The 15,152-nt window shown below is 60.2% G+C and carries 17 protein-coding genes and 1 pseudogene; 9 read left to right on the top strand and 9 right to left on the bottom strand.

Annotation, left to right across the window (positions count from 1 at the left end):
- Positions 1-156: 156 nt before the first annotated feature.
- Positions 157-960, bottom strand: a complete 804-nt coding sequence (locus PY649_RS28195; protein ID WP_285872194.1) for a L,D-transpeptidase — start codon at positions 958-960, stop codon at positions 157-159.
- 301 nt (positions 961-1,261) lie between these two features.
- Here PY649_RS28195 and PY649_RS28190 point away from each other — a divergent pair, with 301 nt between their 5' ends.
- Positions 1,262-1,891 (top strand): DNA-3-methyladenine glycosylase I, encoded by a 630-nt coding sequence (locus PY649_RS28190; RefSeq protein WP_285872193.1) that lies wholly within the window; start codon positions 1,262-1,264, stop codon positions 1,889-1,891.
- Positions 1,888-2,448, top strand: a complete 561-nt coding sequence (locus PY649_RS28185) for a hypothetical protein (RefSeq protein ID WP_285872192.1) — start codon at positions 1,888-1,890, stop codon at positions 2,446-2,448. The genes PY649_RS28190 and PY649_RS28185 overlap by 4 nt, the downstream gene beginning before the upstream one ends.
- A 7-nt stretch (positions 2,449-2,455) precedes the next feature.
- Here the strand turns inward: PY649_RS28185 and PY649_RS28180 are convergent, their stop codons facing one another.
- Positions 2,456-3,160, bottom strand: coding sequence for an HAD family hydrolase (locus PY649_RS28180; RefSeq protein ID WP_285872191.1), 705 nt, complete (start codon positions 3,158-3,160; stop codon positions 2,456-2,458).
- Between the two features lie 303 nt (positions 3,161-3,463).
- On the opposite strand from PY649_RS28180, the gene PY649_RS28175 reads away from it, so the two are divergent.
- Positions 3,464-4,513, top strand: coding sequence for an aldo/keto reductase (locus tag PY649_RS28175; RefSeq protein ID WP_285872190.1), 1,050 nt, complete (start codon positions 3,464-3,466; stop codon positions 4,511-4,513).
- Between the two features lie 48 nt (positions 4,514-4,561).
- On the opposite strand, the pseudogene PY649_RS28170 reads toward PY649_RS28175, so the two are convergent.
- Positions 4,562-5,586: pseudogene (locus PY649_RS28170) on the bottom strand (zinc-dependent alcohol dehydrogenase family protein).
- Positions 5,587-5,696: 110 nt separating this feature from the next.
- On the opposite strand from PY649_RS28170, the gene PY649_RS28165 reads away from it, so the two are divergent.
- Positions 5,697-6,599, top strand: coding sequence for a LysR family transcriptional regulator (locus PY649_RS28165; protein ID WP_285872189.1), 903 nt, complete (start codon positions 5,697-5,699; stop codon positions 6,597-6,599).
- A 23-nt stretch (positions 6,600-6,622) separates the two neighbouring features.
- Here PY649_RS28165 and PY649_RS28160 read toward each other — a convergent pair whose 3' ends face one another.
- Complete coding sequence (locus tag PY649_RS28160) at positions 6,623-6,922, bottom strand: YciI family protein (RefSeq protein WP_285872188.1); 300 nt, start codon at positions 6,920-6,922, stop codon at positions 6,623-6,625.
- Between the two features lie 84 nt (positions 6,923-7,006).
- Here PY649_RS28160 and PY649_RS28155 point away from each other — a divergent pair, with 84 nt between their 5' ends.
- A complete protein-coding gene (locus tag PY649_RS28155; protein ID WP_285872187.1) occupies positions 7,007-7,891 on the top strand; it encodes a LysR family transcriptional regulator in 885 nt (294 codons plus the stop codon).
- Between the two features lie 38 nt (positions 7,892-7,929).
- Here PY649_RS28155 and copM read toward each other — a convergent pair whose 3' ends face one another.
- From copM to PY649_RS28140, 3 genes are all read right to left on the bottom strand, one after another.
- Positions 7,930-8,298 (bottom strand): CopM family metallochaperone, encoded by a 369-nt coding sequence (gene copM / locus PY649_RS28150; RefSeq protein WP_285872186.1) that lies wholly within the window; start codon positions 8,296-8,298, stop codon positions 7,930-7,932.
- 80 nt (positions 8,299-8,378) lie between these two features.
- Positions 8,379-8,768: a hypothetical protein gene (locus tag PY649_RS28145; protein WP_285872185.1), complete on the bottom strand. Its 390-nt coding sequence runs from the start codon at positions 8,766-8,768 to the stop codon at positions 8,379-8,381.
- 48 nt (positions 8,769-8,816) lie between these two features.
- Positions 8,817-9,365: a 2'-5' RNA ligase family protein gene (locus PY649_RS28140; RefSeq protein ID WP_285872184.1), complete on the bottom strand. Its 549-nt coding sequence runs from the start codon at positions 9,363-9,365 to the stop codon at positions 8,817-8,819.
- A gap of 134 nt (positions 9,366-9,499) precedes the next feature.
- Here PY649_RS28140 and hisS point away from each other — a divergent pair, with 134 nt between their 5' ends.
- The 3 genes from hisS to hisG are packed head-to-tail and all read left to right on the top strand — an operon-like array spanning position 9,500 to position 12,827.
- Positions 9,500-11,014: a histidine--tRNA ligase gene (hisS, locus tag PY649_RS28135; protein ID WP_285872183.1), complete on the top strand. Its 1,515-nt coding sequence runs from the start codon at positions 9,500-9,502 to the stop codon at positions 11,012-11,014.
- Positions 11,014-12,132: an ATP phosphoribosyltransferase regulatory subunit gene (locus PY649_RS28130; protein WP_285872182.1), complete on the top strand. Its 1,119-nt coding sequence runs from the start codon at positions 11,014-11,016 to the stop codon at positions 12,130-12,132. The genes hisS and PY649_RS28130 overlap by 1 nt, the downstream gene beginning before the upstream one ends.
- Entirely contained in the window at positions 12,132-12,827 is a 696-nt protein-coding gene (hisG, locus tag PY649_RS28125) for an ATP phosphoribosyltransferase (protein ID WP_285872181.1), read from the top strand. The genes PY649_RS28130 and hisG overlap by 1 nt, the downstream gene beginning before the upstream one ends.
- Positions 12,828-12,908: 81 nt before the next feature.
- On the opposite strand, the gene PY649_RS28120 is transcribed toward hisG, so the two are convergent.
- Positions 12,909-13,352 (bottom strand): DoxX family protein, encoded by a 444-nt coding sequence (locus PY649_RS28120; RefSeq protein WP_285872180.1) that lies wholly within the window; start codon positions 13,350-13,352, stop codon positions 12,909-12,911.
- A gap of 212 nt (positions 13,353-13,564) precedes the next feature.
- Here PY649_RS28120 and PY649_RS28115 point away from each other — a divergent pair, with 212 nt between their 5' ends.
- Positions 13,565-14,272 carry a glutathione binding-like protein gene (locus tag PY649_RS28115; protein ID WP_285872179.1) on the top strand — a complete coding sequence of 236 codons (708 nt, stop codon included), beginning with the start codon at positions 13,565-13,567 and terminating at the stop codon, positions 14,270-14,272.
- Between the two features lie 65 nt (positions 14,273-14,337).
- Here PY649_RS28115 and PY649_RS28110 read toward each other — a convergent pair whose 3' ends face one another.
- Positions 14,338-14,784, bottom strand: a complete 447-nt coding sequence (locus PY649_RS28110; RefSeq protein WP_285872178.1) for a hypothetical protein — start codon at positions 14,782-14,784, stop codon at positions 14,338-14,340.
- Positions 14,785-15,152 lie beyond the last annotated feature (368 nt).

Raw genomic sequence — 15,152 nt, 5'->3', positions numbered from 1 at the left:
CGAGAGGATCAAGATGAAATCGCGGCTGAGAAGGATCGAGCCGATGGAGCAGCAGCCGGCTCTGGCGTCGGAAGCCGCGTTATTGTCGAGTTATGTCAATGCTTACAATAGGATTGCTGCGCCCGATCGTGTCGTGCGCAGCAATCTTGGTAGCAATCACATTACTATTACGCGTGTCCCGACTTTTACACGATTGTAGAGATCGATGACGTCTTCATTGCGCAGACGGATGCAGCCGGAGGATACGGCATTGCCGATCGTCCAGGGCGCGTTCGTGCCGTGGATGCGGTAGAGGGTCGAGCCGAGATACATGGCGCGGGCGCCGAGCGGATTGGCTTCGCCGCCTTCCATATGGGCCGGCAGGTAGTGCCCCTTGGCGGCTTCGCGCGCCAGCATTTCCGATGGCGGCGTCCAATCGGGCCATTCCTGCTTGCGGGTGACGGTATGGGCGCCGGCCCATTCGAAGCCGGGTTTGCCCACGCCGACGCCGTAACGCCGCGCCTTGCCGCCGTCCATCACCAGGTAGAGGAAGCGATTGTTGGTATCGATGACGACGGTGCCGGGCTTTTCCTTGGTCTGGTAGTCGACGATCTGCGGCAGGAATTGCGGGTCGAGTTGGCCGCGGATTGCTGGATATTGCGGCCGGACAACAGCGACCGGCTGCACGATGGGACGTGCAAACAGGCCGCGCGGCTGGATTACCCGCTGGACCGGCGGATTGACCGCCTGGCTATCTGTCGGATTGTTCATCGGGTTTGGGTTGACGGCCTGGCGCACGACAGGGCGAGTGGCATAGACCGCCGGCTGCACATTGGCGCCGCCGAGCTGCATCACCCAGGGAGCAGTCAGGTCGGGGCTGACGATGACAGGTGGGCGCGACTGGTAACGGTCGTCGGCGGCGGCGTTGGACGCCAGCAGGCTCAAAACGCCCGCAGCGAATAAAAAGCATTGTTTCATCATCGGACAAACTCTCTACAAATGGGCCGAGGATGGGCGTAATTGCGCCCGCTCGCGAATATGGTGCCACTTGCGCGCCAGCGAATGGTAAACATCTATTCATCAAAATGCCGCGAAGCCGATAAACCTTTGTCAGGGTTACTACTTGGTTTGGAAAGACGGTTTGCAAGTGGTAAACCTTAGTCGGGATGACTTGCCTTCGAATCGTCCTCTCGATCTTAACTATTTGATTGACCTGATCTTATTCGATAACTGCCTGCCAGTTTTCGGGATCACGCTCTGAAATTGAGGACGAACTGCAAAAATGGCCGGAACGGGCATAATCACCGGTGAAGATGGCAAGGACCGCTGCTTCTGGCACGGCAATCTGCCGGAATATCAGCGTTATCACGATGAGGAATGGGGCCGGCCGGTCATCGACGACATCAGGCTTTTCGAAAAAATCTGCCTGGAAGGTTTTCAATCCGGCCTGTCCTGGCTGACGATCCTGCGCAAGCGCGAGAATTTCCGCGCCGCCTTTGCCGGTTTCGATTTCGAGAAGGTGGCCGAGTTCGACGAGGCCGATATCGAACGCTGCTTGGGTGACGCCGGCATCATCCGCCATCGCGGCAAGATCGTCTCCACCATCAACAACGCCCGCCACGCCATCGAGTTGCGCCAGGAATTCGGCTCGCTGGCGCGCTATTTCTGGGGCCATGAGCCGGCAGCCGCCGAGCGTCCGGTCTTTGTCGATTATCCGACCATCGCCGCCAATCCGACGACGCCGGCTTCCGTGCGAATCTCGAAGGATCTGAAGAAGCGCGGCTGGACTTTCGTCGGCCCCACCACAGTCTATGCCTTCATGCAGGCCATGGGCCTCGTCAACGATCACATCGAAGGCTGCTATTGCCGGAAAGAGGTGGAGGCGATGCGCGAAGCATTGGTACGGCCATGAAACGCCTGATGCTTGCTTTTTCTCTGCTGGCATTCGCCCTGGCGGGCGGTCAGGCGGCCCATGCGCAGGATACCCAGACCGATGACAGCACCCAGGGCGCCCAGCAGACGGCGCTACCGGAACTCGACCGCGGCGAGACCGTAGAAAAGCTCGGTTTCCCGGCGGTGGTGGAAAAATTGTCAGGCTGGACAAAGTTCGGCAAGGGCAAGGTCTACACGCTGCCGCTCAAGAAGGGCCAGCGCGTCCGGGTCACCTTCAATTCGAAGAGCAAATACGCCTATATGGCGATCTTCAATCTCTCCTCGAACGACGACGAGTCCTTCTTCGGCACTGACGAGGACGGCATGACCGCCGATGTCACCGTCAATGAGGACACGACCTGGCTGATCAAGCCCTATTACTCCCGCGTCACCCGCCGCCGTGGCCGCGGCGCACCTTACGAAATCCTCATCGATCCCAACCCACCGGCCACACAGCAGCCTGCAGGCCAAGATCAGAACCAGCCGGCGAATCAAGCGCCCTCGTTGTTTCCACCGAAGGCAAAACAGGGGCAGTGAGGGACTATTAGCCCAGCCCCTCGATCACGCCCCGCAATTCCCCGAGATGTCCGATCTTCCGAAAGCGTGGCGCCTCCGTCGGTTCGTCGACATGTTCCAAGGCCCAGGTGAGTTCGTGCGGCACGAACACGCCGAAACTTCCGGCGGCGAGAGCCGGCACGATGTCTGACTTTAGCGAGTTGCCGACCATCATCGCCCGCTCAGGCCCGCCGCCGACTTTCGAGAAGATGCGGCGGTAGGTGGAAGCATTCTTGTCGGAGACGATTTCGACGGCATCGAAGAAATCGCCGAGGCCGGATTGCGCGAGCTTGCGCTCCTGATCGAAAAGATCGCCCTTGGTGATCAGTACCAGCAGATAATTGCGCGCCAAAGCCTCCAGCGTCTCCCGGACGTGGGGAAGCGTTTCGACGGGATGGGCGAGCAGATCGCGGCCGATGTCGAGAATTTGCGCGATCACCGTCGTCGGCACCTCGCCCTGCGTGATCTCGATCGCCGTCTCGATCATCGAAAGTGTAAAGCCTTTGATGCCGAAGCCGTAGTGGCGCAAATTGCGCCTCTCTGCTTCCAGCAGTCCTCGGGAAATGGTCTCGCTCTCGGCATGGTCTGCCAGCAGTTCGGTGAACTGCTGTTCGGTCAGGCGATAGAATTGTTCATTCTGCCAGAGCGTGTCGTCGGCGTCGAAGCCGATCGTGGTCAAAAGGCGTTGCGTCATGGAAATCCTTGACCCTGCGAATTGCATGGACGCGAGAGTCTACCGCGTGTCGAAGCGGTGGCAAGAGCAACGCGCCGGTAACTGCATCGTGATCGGCGCCGGGTATCGCGTTGAAATCGGATTCCAGTGCATTATGTCGATGTTGTCTCGATGAGAGCGGCACCAAGACCGCTCCTCGATGACCTTCTCCGGACCTCCCAAGGCAGCGCGGATAAGCGGCTGTCATGCCGAGGCCAATAGCCAAGAGATAAGAATTCACCGGCCGGAAGCCGCCTTCCGGCGGATCACAAGGGATCTCTTCACATGCGTTACAACCAACTCGGCAATACCGGCATGTTCGTCTCTGAACTTTGCCTGGGGACGATGACCTTCGGCGAAGCCAATCCCAACAACACCTGGGGCGCCATCGCCGATGTCGACCAGGCGATGGCTGACAAGATCGTCGAAAGCTCGCTCGCCGCCGGCGTCAACTTCATCGACACCGCTGACGTCTATTCCATCGGGAATTCGGAAAAGCTGCTCGGCCAGGCGCTGAAGAATGTCGGTGTGCCGCGCAAGGACGTCGTCATCGCCACCAAGGTCTACGGCGTCACGGGCGACAAACCCAACGACCGCGGCGCGTCGCGCGGCCATATCATGGATTCGGTTCAAGCCAGCCTCGAGCGGTTGCAGACCGATCACATCGACCTGTATCAGATCCACGCCACCGATTCGGTGACGCCGATCGATGAAACCCTGCGTGCGCTCGACGATCTCGTTTCCCGCGGGTTGGTCCGCTATGTCGGCGTTTCCAACTGGCAGGCCTGGCGCATCGCCAAGGCGCTCGGCATTTCCGAACGCCGCGGCTTTGCCCGCTTCGAAACGGTGCAGGCCTATTATTCCATCGCCGGCCGTGATCTGGAGCGCGAAATCGTGCCGTTGATGGCGGAAGAGAAGCTCGGCCTGATGGTCTGGTCGCCGCTCGCCGGCGGTCTTCTTTCCGGCAAGTTCGGCCCTGGTGCGCCCGTCAACGGCGAAGGACGCCGCGCCAGCTTCGACTTCCCGCCCGTCGACAAGGACCGCGCCTGGGCCTGCGTCGCTGCCATGCGCGAAGTGGCCGAGAAACACGGCGCGAGTGTCGCGACCGTGGCGCTCGCCTGGATCCTGGCAAAGCCATTCGTCACCAGCATCATCATTGGCGCCAAGCGTCTCGATCAGCTCGATCAGAATCTGGCCGCCGTCAAACTGAAGCTGGATGCAGACGATCTCGCCAAACTCGACGAGGTTAGCGCGCTCGCAGCCGAATATCCCGGCTGGATGATCCCGCGCCAGGGTGCCGCACGCCGGCCGGAGCCGTTCGAACCGAAAGTCTGATATCCTGCGAAGGTTGGGCCGCCACCCCTCGCGGCGGCCCGGCGGCAATCACAGCTCGATGACGATCTTGCCGAAGGGGCCGCGATCGAGATGATCGAAAGCTGCCGGCACTTCGCCGAAAGCATAGCGGTGGTCGATGACGGGCTTCAGGCCGATGCTGTCGACCGCACGCACGAAATCTTCGAGCGCGCGGCGATGGCCGACGCCGATGCCTTGCACGACCGGCGATTTCAACAGTAGAGGCGCTGCCGGACTGGAGATGTCGAAGCCTTCGAGCACGCCGATGACGGAAATCCGGCCATGAGGCGTCACCGCCTTCAGAGATTGACCGAAGTTCGGTCCGCCGGCGATTTCAATGATATGGTCGATGCCGCGATCGTTGGTGATGCGATAGACTTCTTCCACCCAGTCGCTTTTATTGCGGTCAATGCCGTGATGGGCGCCGAGCGCCTTTGCCCGTGCGAGCTTCTCGGGCCCCGATGAGGTCACGAATACCTCGGCTCCTTGTGCGGCGGCGATCTGTAGGCCGAACAGCGCCACGCCGCCCGTTCCCTGCACCAACACGCTGTCACCGGGCTTGATCTTGCCGCGCTCCACCAGCGCGAACCATGCCGTCAGGCCGGCGCAGGGCAGCGTGCTTGCCTCGGCGTCACCAAGGCTCTTGGGTGCCGAGACGAGCCAATCCTGCGGCACAGCGATATATTCGGAGAGCACACGGGATAAAAGCCCCCAAATGTCTTGTAGGGAGGATTGCGAGCATCGCCGAGCGGCTTGTCGTCGATCCAGCCGGGATGGAAGGTAGAGATGACCCGATCGCCGACGGAAAATCTGGTGACTCCGTCCCCCAGCGCTTCGACCACGCCCGCCATGTCGGAGGCCGGCACGAGGGGAAACTGGATCGGCAGACCCATGCCGGTCTCGCGAACGAGCTTGTCGCGATAGTTCAGCGAAACGGCCTTGACCCGAACTAGGACTTCGCCGCGTGCAGGCGTCGGAACCGCCGTTTCCGTGAGGTTCAAGGGGGCGCCGACGGCTATCGTCTCGAGCGTCCAGCGCTTCATGGTCTTCGTCATCATGGTCTCCTGAGAGGAATTGAAAGCAATGGAGTCACTATATCGTTGCTTCCATGTCGCCAGTGGCGATATTATTTCCGCTAACTGGTTCCTATGAGGAAGCAATCATCATGAATGACATGCTCAACGGCATTCCGGAATTCGTCGAGGCGGTCGAGGCCGGCGGCTTTTCGGCTGCGGCGGCGCGCATGAATCTGTCGCGCTCGGCGATCGGCAAGACGATCGCGAGGCTGGAGAGGCGTCTGAACACTCGCCTGTTTCACCGCACCACCCGCATGCAAAGTCTGACGGATGAAGGCCAGGCCTTTTACGAGCGCTGCCGCCGGGCGCTGGACGAGATCCAATCCGGCGAAGCCATGCTGGAATCGGGCAAGCGAGAGGTCACCGGACGCCTGCGCATCTCCATGCCCGTGCTTTTCGGCCGCCGCTGTGCCGCACCGCTGCTGCTGGAATTGGCTCGCATGCACCCCAAGCTCGAACTGGATCTTTCATTTAGCGATCGTGTCATAGATCTCTTCGACGAGGGATTCGATCTTGCCATTCGCAACGGCGTGCTGCGCGATGAAGCAGGCCTTGCCGCCCGCAAAATCGCCTTCCATCGCATGACGCTCTGCGCGTCGCCGGATTATCTTGCCGCGAGAGGTGCGCCGCGAACCATTGGCGACCTCGACGCCCACGACCTGATTGTCTATGCGAGATCAGGCGAGACGAAGAAGTGGGTCTTCCTGCAGGAGAACGGCACGGCCGTCGAATATTTTCCGGAAACGCGTCTGCGCTTCGATGATCTGGAAGTCCTTGCCGACGCGGCGGCATCGGGAATGGGGATCGCATGGCTGCCCTGCTGGCTGGTACGCGATTACGTGTCTGCCGGCACGCTCATGCTGGCGCTGAAGGATGTGTCCAGCCGCGCTGTCAATGTCTATGCGGTTTGGCCGCAGATGCCGCAGCTCTCGCTGAAGATGCGCGCTGTCATCGACCTGCTGGCCGAGCGCCTGCCGCAGATGATGGAGTAATGGGGCGACCCGTCGCATCGCCATTATATGCGGCGGGAACCATCGGCAAATACCTGGCTCCAAGTCAGGATCTGCACCGATTTGCGCAAACCCGCCGACCAGAAAGGGTCTTCTTTCACCAGCCGGTCAACCTCGTCTGCGTTCTTCGCTTCGACAAGCCATAGGCCGCCGGCGAAGGCGTCGTCCTGCCGACTGAGCGGCCCGGCCGCCCGGATGGCAGCGGCATTCGCTTCCAGAAAAGCGAAGTGTCGCTCCAGATATTCCTTGCGTATGACGGCGGCGTTTTGCCGATCGTCCTCAAACAGAACCGCGAAAAGTTTCATTATTGCCTCCTTGTTGCACTCATCCAGTCTATGGCTGCATAAGTGCGGCTACATGCGGTAAGTTTGCCGGCAGGAGCTGCAAAATTGCACGATATCGATTGGAACGATCTGCGCTGCGTCCTTGCTCTGGCTCGAGGGCACTCCTTCGCTGCAGCAGGGAGGGCGCTTGGCACGGACGCGACGACGGTTGGCCGGCGCCTGCGCATCTTGGAGCAGCGCCTCGGCACTGAGCTGTTCCTACGCGACGCCGACGGCATGATGTTGCCCACGCCAATTGGCGAGATCACCGTGGCGAGGGCCGAGGCGATTGAGACAGAAGTCGCCGCACTATCCGGCGCTCTGGATGCGGCCGATCCGATGGCGCTCGGCAAGGTGCGCCTCACGGCGGCCCCATCCCTTATCAATCGGCTGCTGATTCCGGCCATGCCCCGTCTTCTGGCCGAGCATTCCGGCCTGCAGGTCGAACTCATCGGCGACGCCCGCAATTTCAACCTGACCAGGCGCGAGGCTGACATGGCGCTGCGTCTCGCGAGGCCGGCCGATATGGCGAACGGCAGGGTCGTCGCGAGGCGGATTGCCACGCTGGACTACGCCGTTTACGTCGCCATCGCCCAGGCAAAGCAGGCCGAGGGATTGCCTTGGATCGTTTACGAAGATGCAATGCTGCATCTGCCGCACGCCCGCTGGATATCAGCGCAGGCGGAAAAATCCGGCCGTTTCAGCTCGCTCGTCGTCAACGATGCTGAATCTCTGCTTCAGGCTGCCGCCGCCGGGTTGGGGCGCTCGCTCCTGCCGAAAATCTTGGCCGAAAAGGCCGATGGCCTCTGTCGCGTCGACAGCGGCGACAGAAATCCGCCAGTGCGTGAGATATGGCTCCTCGTGCACGCCGAGCTTCGCCACCTCGTTCGTATTCGAGCCGTTTCCGACTGGCTGGATGCGGTATTCCGCCGTCAGCATCTTGAGCAATGAGAGAGGCGGCACGGAGCCGCCTCCCATTGTCTGATAAACTACTTGCCGTGCTTCTTCAGCCAGGCGTTCATTTCCTTGATCTCAGCCTCCTGCGCGGTAATGACGGCTTTCGCCAATTTGCGCAGTTCGGGATCCTTGCCGTATTTGAGCTCGATCTTCGCCATGTCGATCGCGCCCTGATGGTGCGGGATCATACTACGGGCAAAATCCGCATCGGCATCGCCACTGTAGTTGATCGTCATATCCTTGTGCATCTTGCCCATGGCATCGTTGTAAGCCTTGCTGGATGCGCCCTGGTCGCCCATCGGCTTGCCCATATCCATGCCGGACATATCCTGGGCGAGGGCGGGGATGGCGAGGGTGAGCGCAAAAGCGCCGGCGAGGATAGTGGATTTTGAAATAGGCATGTAAATTCCTTCCGTTTCGGAACGGTATCTGAGTTTCTGGCGAAGCATCGCTTCGCAAGTTGGAAGAAGTCAGACGCGTGTCAGGCGAAACGGGGAGGGGGCGCTGTCGGCGCGGGACGGGAATCCGCAAGCCGCTGACCATGCGCCGGCGCCGGATAGGAGAATGCCAGCGCCTTGCCGTCGTCCGCTGCAAGCAATGGCGCGACCGCGAGGCAGGCGGCGCAGGAGGGCACATGCGCCATGCCGTCGGCGCAGGGATTGTCCGATCGCTTGTCGAGGGCCGAACTGTTGGCATGCATGGCCATCGAACCATGATCCATGGCCATGCCGGGCATCGCCTCATGCATGCCCGAGGTGGAGGCAACCGGCATCGCGATCTCTGAAGTGCAGATAGGGCAATTCGCCAGCGCCGGCATGGCACCGTAGAAAAGCCAGGCAATCAGCATTGTCAGGATCGCGAAGAAGCGCATGAGCAAAAAACTAAATTCATGGTCGCAAAAGGCAAGCGGAATTTGCACTCAGCGACTGCTGGCAGCATATCGAGGCGCCAATTTGACCTCGCTCAGGATTTCGACGGGCGGAGATCTTACGCAATCGACCGCATCGAAAGTCACGGTAAATCTTGCCGGCGTTACCGCTGCCCATTTCAGTGCGTCCTCTACCGATGACCTCGGAACGTTCATGGCGATCGTGCAATGAGGTTGCCAATGATCGGGGCGGTAATGCTCATGACATTGGATGGGATCGATTTCCTGATGAATGGCCTGATGGGACCGCCGCAAAAGACTGTCATCGACTGGACGCGCCCAAAGCACCAGCACATCGTTCCGGAAGTGACGGATGCCCGAGAACTCCACGGAAATCGCCGGAATGTCATGAAAAGCCTTGCGAACTGCTTTGCAGAGACGGTCGGGCGAGATGTTTTCGTAGATGGCAAAGGTCAGATGCGGAGGGTAATTCAAACCCTGCATCGATGGCACGGTTTCGAAGGCGCTGGCTTGCCGCCAGAGATCGCGGACGGGCATCGCCGTGTTGTTGGTGCATTTCAGGCTGATTGCGTAGGGCATGGCTTGCACGTCCCGTTCTGCTGCGTCTGTCGGTCACTGTCAGTTTTGTCAAACGACAATATACACAATCCTTGCCGCATCCCGCGCTATCCGCTAGTTAACCGCCACTGTTCCCGTACCGGATTATCCTGCAAATGAGCGAAAAACAGAAGAAACCGCAGAAGCTCAAGGCCCGCTTGCCGCGTGGCTTTGTCGATCGTTCGGCGAGCGATATTCGCGCCGTCAACGAAATGACCGCCAAGATCCGGGCCGTGTACGAGCATTATGGTTTCGATCCCGTCGAGACGCCGCTGTTCGAATATACCGATGCGCTCGGCAAATTCCTGCCCGATAGCGATCGCCCGAACGAGGGCGTGTTTTCGCTGCAGGATGATGACGAGCAGTGGATGTCGTTGCGCTACGACCTGACGGCGCCGCTTGCCCGTCATGTCGCCGAGAATTTCAACGAGATCCAGCTTCCCTACCGCACTTACCGCGCGGGTTACGTCTTCCGTAACGAGAAGCCAGGCCCCGGCCGCTTCCGCCAGTTCATGCAGTTCGACGCCGATACGGTCGGTGCGCCGGGCGTGCAGGCCGATGCGGAAATGTGCATGATGATGGCCGATACGCTGGAAGCGCTCGGAATCAAGCGCGGTGACTATGTGATCCGCGTCAACAACCGCAAGGTCCTCGACGGTGTTCTGGAAGCGATCGGCCTCGGCGGCGAGGACAAGGCTGCCCAGCGGTTGAACGTGCTGCGCGCCATCGACAAGCTGGATAAGTTTGGCCCGGAAGGGGTGTCGCTGCTGCTGGGGCCGGGTCGCAAGGACGAGTCCGGCGACTTCACCAAGGGTGCAGGCCTCAACGCGGATCAGATCGAGAAGGTGCTCTTCTTCGTCGGCATCAAGGATTATGCCGAAAGTGCTGTCCGGCTGGCAGAGCTTGTCGCCGGCACATCCAACGGCAGCGAAGGCGTCGAGGAGCTGAACCTGATCGGCTCGCTGGTCACCAGCGCCGGTTATCATTCCGACCGCATCAAGATCGATCCGTCCGTCGTGCGCGGCCTAGAATATTACACAGGCCCGGTTTACGAAGCCGAGCTGCTGTTCGACGTCACCAACGAGAAGGGCGAAAAGGTCGTTTTCGGCTCTGTCGGCGGCGGCGGCCGCTATGACGGGCTCGTCTCGCGCTTCATGGGCCAGCCGGTCCCGGCCACCGGTTTCTCCATCGGCGTGTCGCGCCTGATGACAGCCTTGAAGAACCTCGGCAAGCTCGGCCAGGATGAGGTGATCGCGCCCGTGCTCGTCACCGTCATGGATGGCGACGTCGAGGCCATGGGCCGCTATCAGCGCTTTACCCAGCAATTGCGCGCCGCCGGCATTCGCGCCGAGATGTTCCAGGGCAATTGGAAGAAGTTCGGCAACCAGCTGAAATATGCCGACCGCCGCGGCTGCCCGATCGCCATCATCCAGGGTGGCGATGAGCGCGCCCAGGGTGTCGTTCAGCTGAAGGATCTGATCGAGGGCAAGCGCCTGTCGGGTGAAATCGAGGACAACGCCAGCTGGCGCGAAGCCCGCGTCGCCCAGGAGACTGTGCCCGAAGCCGATCTGGTGGCCAAGGTCAAGGCAATACTGGATGCGCAGGCGGAAGACCGGAAGAGGGCGGGCTGATGCCCCTGATCAACCTCCCAGCTTTCGCTGACGATCTTCTTACCGAATTTGCCGCCCGCGGGACAGAACGGGTCGATACGCCCATTATCCAGCCGGCCGAGCCCTTTCTCGATATGGCCGGCGAGGATCTACGTCGCCGCATCTTCATGACCGAAAGCGAAACCGGCGCCAGCCTTTGCCTGCGTCCGGAATTCACGATCCCGGTTTGTCTGCGCCATATCGAAACCGCCACCGGCACGCCGAAGCGCTATTCCTATCTCGGGGAAATCTTTCGTCAGCGTCGTGAAGGCGGCAATGAATTCTATCAGGCGGGGATAGAGGACCTCGGCGATCGCGATATCGCCAGAGCTGATTCCCGCGCCATTGGCGACGCCATCGGCATCCTGAACCGGCTGCTCCCCGGCAAGCCGTTGTCGGTCACCCTCGGCGATCAGGCGGTGTTCGAGGCGGTCGTCCAGGCACTCGGTCTGCCGTCCGGCTGGCAGAAGCGTCTGATCCACGCCTTCGGCAACCTGACGCAGCTCGAAACCCTGCTGGCGCGGCTCGCAAGCCCGCAGCCGGTCGTCGGCCTCGATCGCTATGTGGTCGATTTTCTAGCGCGCGGCGATGAACAGGGGTTGGTGGATCACATCGACAACACCATGCAGGCAACCGGCTATTCCACCAATGCCAGCCGCTCGCCACTGGAGATTGCGCGTCGTCTGCGGGAAAAATTGGTGTTGTCGACAACCCATCTCGACAATGCCGCCTTCAGCGTATTGGAAGAATTCCTGTCGCTCAGTCTGCCGCTCACGGGCGCCTCTTCTGCGCTTGCCGGTTTTGCCAACGCGGCTGGGCTGAAGCTTGGCGCGGCGCTTGAGCGCTTTGACGCCCGTGTCGCAGCGCTCGCTGGTGCCGGCATCGATTCGGCGCAGATCGAGTATCGCGCAGCTTTCGGCCGCCCGCTCGACTACTATACCGGCCTCACCTTCGAAGTGATGGTGCAAGGTTCGACTGAGGTACTGGTCGGCGGCGGCCGTTTCGACCAGCTGCTGACGCTGCTCGGCGCAAAAGACCATATCCCGGCTGTCGGCTTCGCGCTGTGGCTCGATCGCATCGAAACCGCGAGGGCAGCCTGATGACCATCACGATTGCGCTTCCTTCCAAGGGCCGGATGAAGGACGATTGCACCGATGTCTTCACGCGCGCCGGCATGCCCATCATTGCTGTCGGCAATGACCGCTCCTATCGCGGCCGTGTCGAAGGCTGGGACAATGTTGAAATTGCTTTTCTGTCGGCGTCGGAAATCTCGCGCGAGATCGGCAATGGCAGCGTCGATTTCGGTGTTACCGGTGAGGATCTCGTGCGCGAGGGCATGGCGGAGGCCGATCGCCGCGTCGACTTCTGCGCCCGCCTCGGCTTCGGCCACGCCGATGTCGTGGTTGCCGTGCCGGATATCTGGCTTGATGTCGATACTATGGCCGATCTCGGGGACGTAGCTGCCGACTTCCGGGCACGGCGCGGCCGCAGGCTGGCGATCGCCACCAAATATTGGCGGCTGACCCAGCAGTTCTTCTCCAGCCAGCACGGCATTCAGCTCTATCGCATCGTCGAAAGCCTCGGTGCAACGGAGGGTGCGCCTGCCGCCGGCTCGGCGGACATTATCGTCGACATCACCTCGACAGGTTCGACGCTGAAGGCAAACCATCTGAAGGTTCTGTCGGACGGGGTTATCCTGCGCTCCGAGGCTTGCCTCGTCCGCGCGCGCAAGGAAAGCCACGAGGGCGATCCTTTGGTTCAGCGCATCATTGCCGCCGTGCGCGCCGCGCTCTGAAACTTCTTGATCTGTTTGACGACGCAAAAAACCCGCCGTGGGACACGGCGGGCATTCTTCTGCTCGGGAGGTTTTGGGCAATTAGGCGGCTGCGTAGGCGCCGCGGCGTACGTCGACCGAATAAACGCCCGGGCCGTTGGTGGCGAGCATGACGTAAGCGCCGGCGAGCGTGACGTTCTTCAGGAAGTTGACGAAGTTCAGGCCGTTGATCCAGCCATTGGCGGCGGCCGGGAAATCCGGAACGTTGACGGTCGGCAGATGGAAGACGACGCCCGTGAAAATGCAGAACAGTGCGAGCAGCCAGCCGACGATGCGGATCTGGAAGCCAACGAGGACGCAGACGCCGGTGACGAATTCGAACGTGCCTGCGAGGTAGGTGAGAAGCGTGGCAGCCGGCATGCCGGCGCCTGCGATCATGCCTGCGGTACCCGACGGATCGGTGAGCTTGCCGAAGCCGGCGAAGATGAACATGAAAGCGAGCAGGATGCGCGCCACGAGAATGATGATGTTATTGGTATTGGACATGACGGTCTCCAGTGAAGGTGTGGTGCCGTGAGTGGCATTTGCTGCCAGCCGTTATTCGCGATTTTGAGGAGATTGGAAAGATAAACAACAGCGTACAATTAGTTCACAATTGTTGAACAATATCTCGTAAGCCGCGCTCTTTTCATGCGCTCTATATCGGCTATGTTGGCGCGAATTTATTCGCCAAATCATGATCTTCAGAAGGAAGCCCGATGGCCGAACTGTCCACTTTCCCGATTACCAAGCGCTGGCCCGCCAGCAACCCGGATATCATCCAGCTCTATTCGCTGCCGACGCCGAATGGCGTCAAAATTTCGATCGCGCTCGAAGAACTCGGTCTTCCCTATGAAGCGCATCTGGTTTCCTTCGGGACGAACGACCAGAAGTCGCCGGAATTCGTCACGCTGAACCCGAACGGCCGCATCCCCGCGATCATCGATCCCAATGGCCCCGAGGGCAAACCGATCGGCCTGTTCGAATCCGGCGCCATCCTCGTCTATCTCGCCGAAAAAGCCGGCAAGCTGATGCCGAAGGACGCTGCCGGGCGCTACGAAACATTGCAGTGGGTGTTCTTCCAGATGGCCGGTATTGGTCCGATGTTCGGACAGTTCGGCCACTTCTTCAAATTCGCCGCCGACAAGGTTGCCAACAACTCCTATCCGGTGGAGCGCTATCGCGATGAGTCCAAGCGCCTGCTGAGCGTCCTGGAAAGCCGGCTGAAGGGCCGCCAGTGGATCATGGGCGACGAATACACCATCGCCGACATCGCCACCTTCCCGTGGGTCCGCGGCGTCGACGTCTTCTATGGCGGCCGGGAAGTTCTCGATTTCGCAAGCTTCCCCTCGGTCATGGATTGGCTCGAACGTGCCATTGCCCGCCCGGCGAGCCAGCGCGGGCTGAATATTCCGAAGCGGGATTGATATCGAGCGTTCCTGCGTGCGATGCAAGGCCGGTCCGAAAGGATCGGCCTTTTGCGTTCACGGCGCTATTGCCGACTCGCCAATTGGCTGCCCGGCTCGAGTTTGAAACGCGGAAACAGGAACATGCCGATCATGCTGCCGGCGTGTTTTCCTTCCATGCCGATCGATTCGCCGACGCAGAAGATCGGTTGGCGATGCCCGCCGACGCCGAACGCAGTGGTGGAGTAGCAGAAAGAGGAAGACGCGGTTGCCGCCTGCTCGAATAGGTCGAGGATGCGGGCGCGGTCATGGGCATCGTAGCAATGCATCAGGCTCAACAGCCCGCATTCGGACGAGGTCAACCCGTGCAGCATGGTGCTCCATTGACCAAGCTTGATGACGCCGCTCGATAAATCGCCGGTCCACGCTTCGGAGACGCAGAACTGCGCCAGAAGATCAGGATCATGTCCGCCGAACTCCAATGATCCTGGAGCGAAAGGTGCGGCAAGATTGGCTTTGGCGATCTTGAACAAAATATCCCCCAGCTTGAGGCGCGAGTTCCCTGCGCGCGCTTCAATCGAATTCCATGCATTATTGGACGGAGCACCGCTCCGCATATTGCACTGCAACGGAACGGCGAAGCCAAGTGTTCGCCACCCTCACCACACCGGGCGTGCTTCCGGATCGTCAATTCAACGTATCAAGTCACTTCAAGTAATGATTCTATGCAAGCTATCTATCAAAAAGGTTATGAAAATATTTGGCCGCAGGTAATGCGCGATGAAAACAAGTAAAATTTGTGTAGTCTGCAACAATCCCTCGAAAATCATTGCGCTGCGATTTATAGGAGCTTTTCTGAAAACGGCAATGGGGCAATTTGCTTAAAATTGCACCGTTGCAA

Source organism: Rhizobium mayense (genome assembly GCF_030272705.1).
In the GTDB taxonomy this organism is placed as follows: domain Bacteria; phylum Pseudomonadota; class Alphaproteobacteria; order Rhizobiales; family Rhizobiaceae; genus Rhizobium; species Rhizobium mayense.
Note: the sequence above shows the minus strand (reverse complement) of the source record. Positions and strands in the feature narration are given on the sequence as shown.

What these genes read in the sequence shown, in the direction of transcription:
- PY649_RS28195 (WP_285872194.1), bottom strand. Translation starts at nt 960, where the DNA reads ATGATGAAACAATGCTTTTTATTCGCTGCGGGCGTTTTGAGCCTGCTG.
- PY649_RS28190 (WP_285872193.1), top strand. Translation starts at nt 1,262, where the DNA reads ATGGCCGGAACGGGCATAATCACCGGTGAAGATGGCAAGGACCGCTGC.
- PY649_RS28185 (WP_285872192.1), top strand. Translation starts at nt 1,888, where the DNA reads ATGAAACGCCTGATGCTTGCTTTTTCTCTGCTGGCATTCGCCCTGGCG.
- PY649_RS28180 (WP_285872191.1), bottom strand. Translation starts at nt 3,160, where the DNA reads ATGACGCAACGCCTTTTGACCACGATCGGCTTCGACGCCGACGACACG.
- PY649_RS28175 (WP_285872190.1), top strand. Translation starts at nt 3,464, where the DNA reads ATGCGTTACAACCAACTCGGCAATACCGGCATGTTCGTCTCTGAACTT.
- PY649_RS28165 (WP_285872189.1), top strand. Translation starts at nt 5,697, where the DNA reads ATGAATGACATGCTCAACGGCATTCCGGAATTCGTCGAGGCGGTCGAG.
- PY649_RS28160 (WP_285872188.1), bottom strand. Translation starts at nt 6,922, where the DNA reads ATGAAACTTTTCGCGGTTCTGTTTGAGGACGATCGGCAAAACGCCGCC.
- copM (WP_285872186.1), bottom strand. Translation starts at nt 8,298, where the DNA reads ATGCCTATTTCAAAATCCACTATCCTCGCCGGCGCTTTTGCGCTCACC.
- PY649_RS28145 (WP_285872185.1), bottom strand. Translation starts at nt 8,768, where the DNA reads ATGCGCTTCTTCGCGATCCTGACAATGCTGATTGCCTGGCTTTTCTAC.
- PY649_RS28140 (WP_285872184.1), bottom strand. Translation starts at nt 9,365, where the DNA reads ATGCCCTACGCAATCAGCCTGAAATGCACCAACAACACGGCGATGCCC.
- hisS (WP_285872183.1), top strand. Translation starts at nt 9,500, where the DNA reads ATGAGCGAAAAACAGAAGAAACCGCAGAAGCTCAAGGCCCGCTTGCCG.
- PY649_RS28130 (WP_285872182.1), top strand. Translation starts at nt 11,014, where the DNA reads ATGCCCCTGATCAACCTCCCAGCTTTCGCTGACGATCTTCTTACCGAA.
- hisG (WP_285872181.1), top strand. Translation starts at nt 12,132, where the DNA reads ATGACCATCACGATTGCGCTTCCTTCCAAGGGCCGGATGAAGGACGAT.
- PY649_RS28120 (WP_285872180.1), bottom strand. Translation starts at nt 13,352, where the DNA reads ATGTCCAATACCAATAACATCATCATTCTCGTGGCGCGCATCCTGCTC.
- PY649_RS28115 (WP_285872179.1), top strand. Translation starts at nt 13,565, where the DNA reads ATGGCCGAACTGTCCACTTTCCCGATTACCAAGCGCTGGCCCGCCAGC.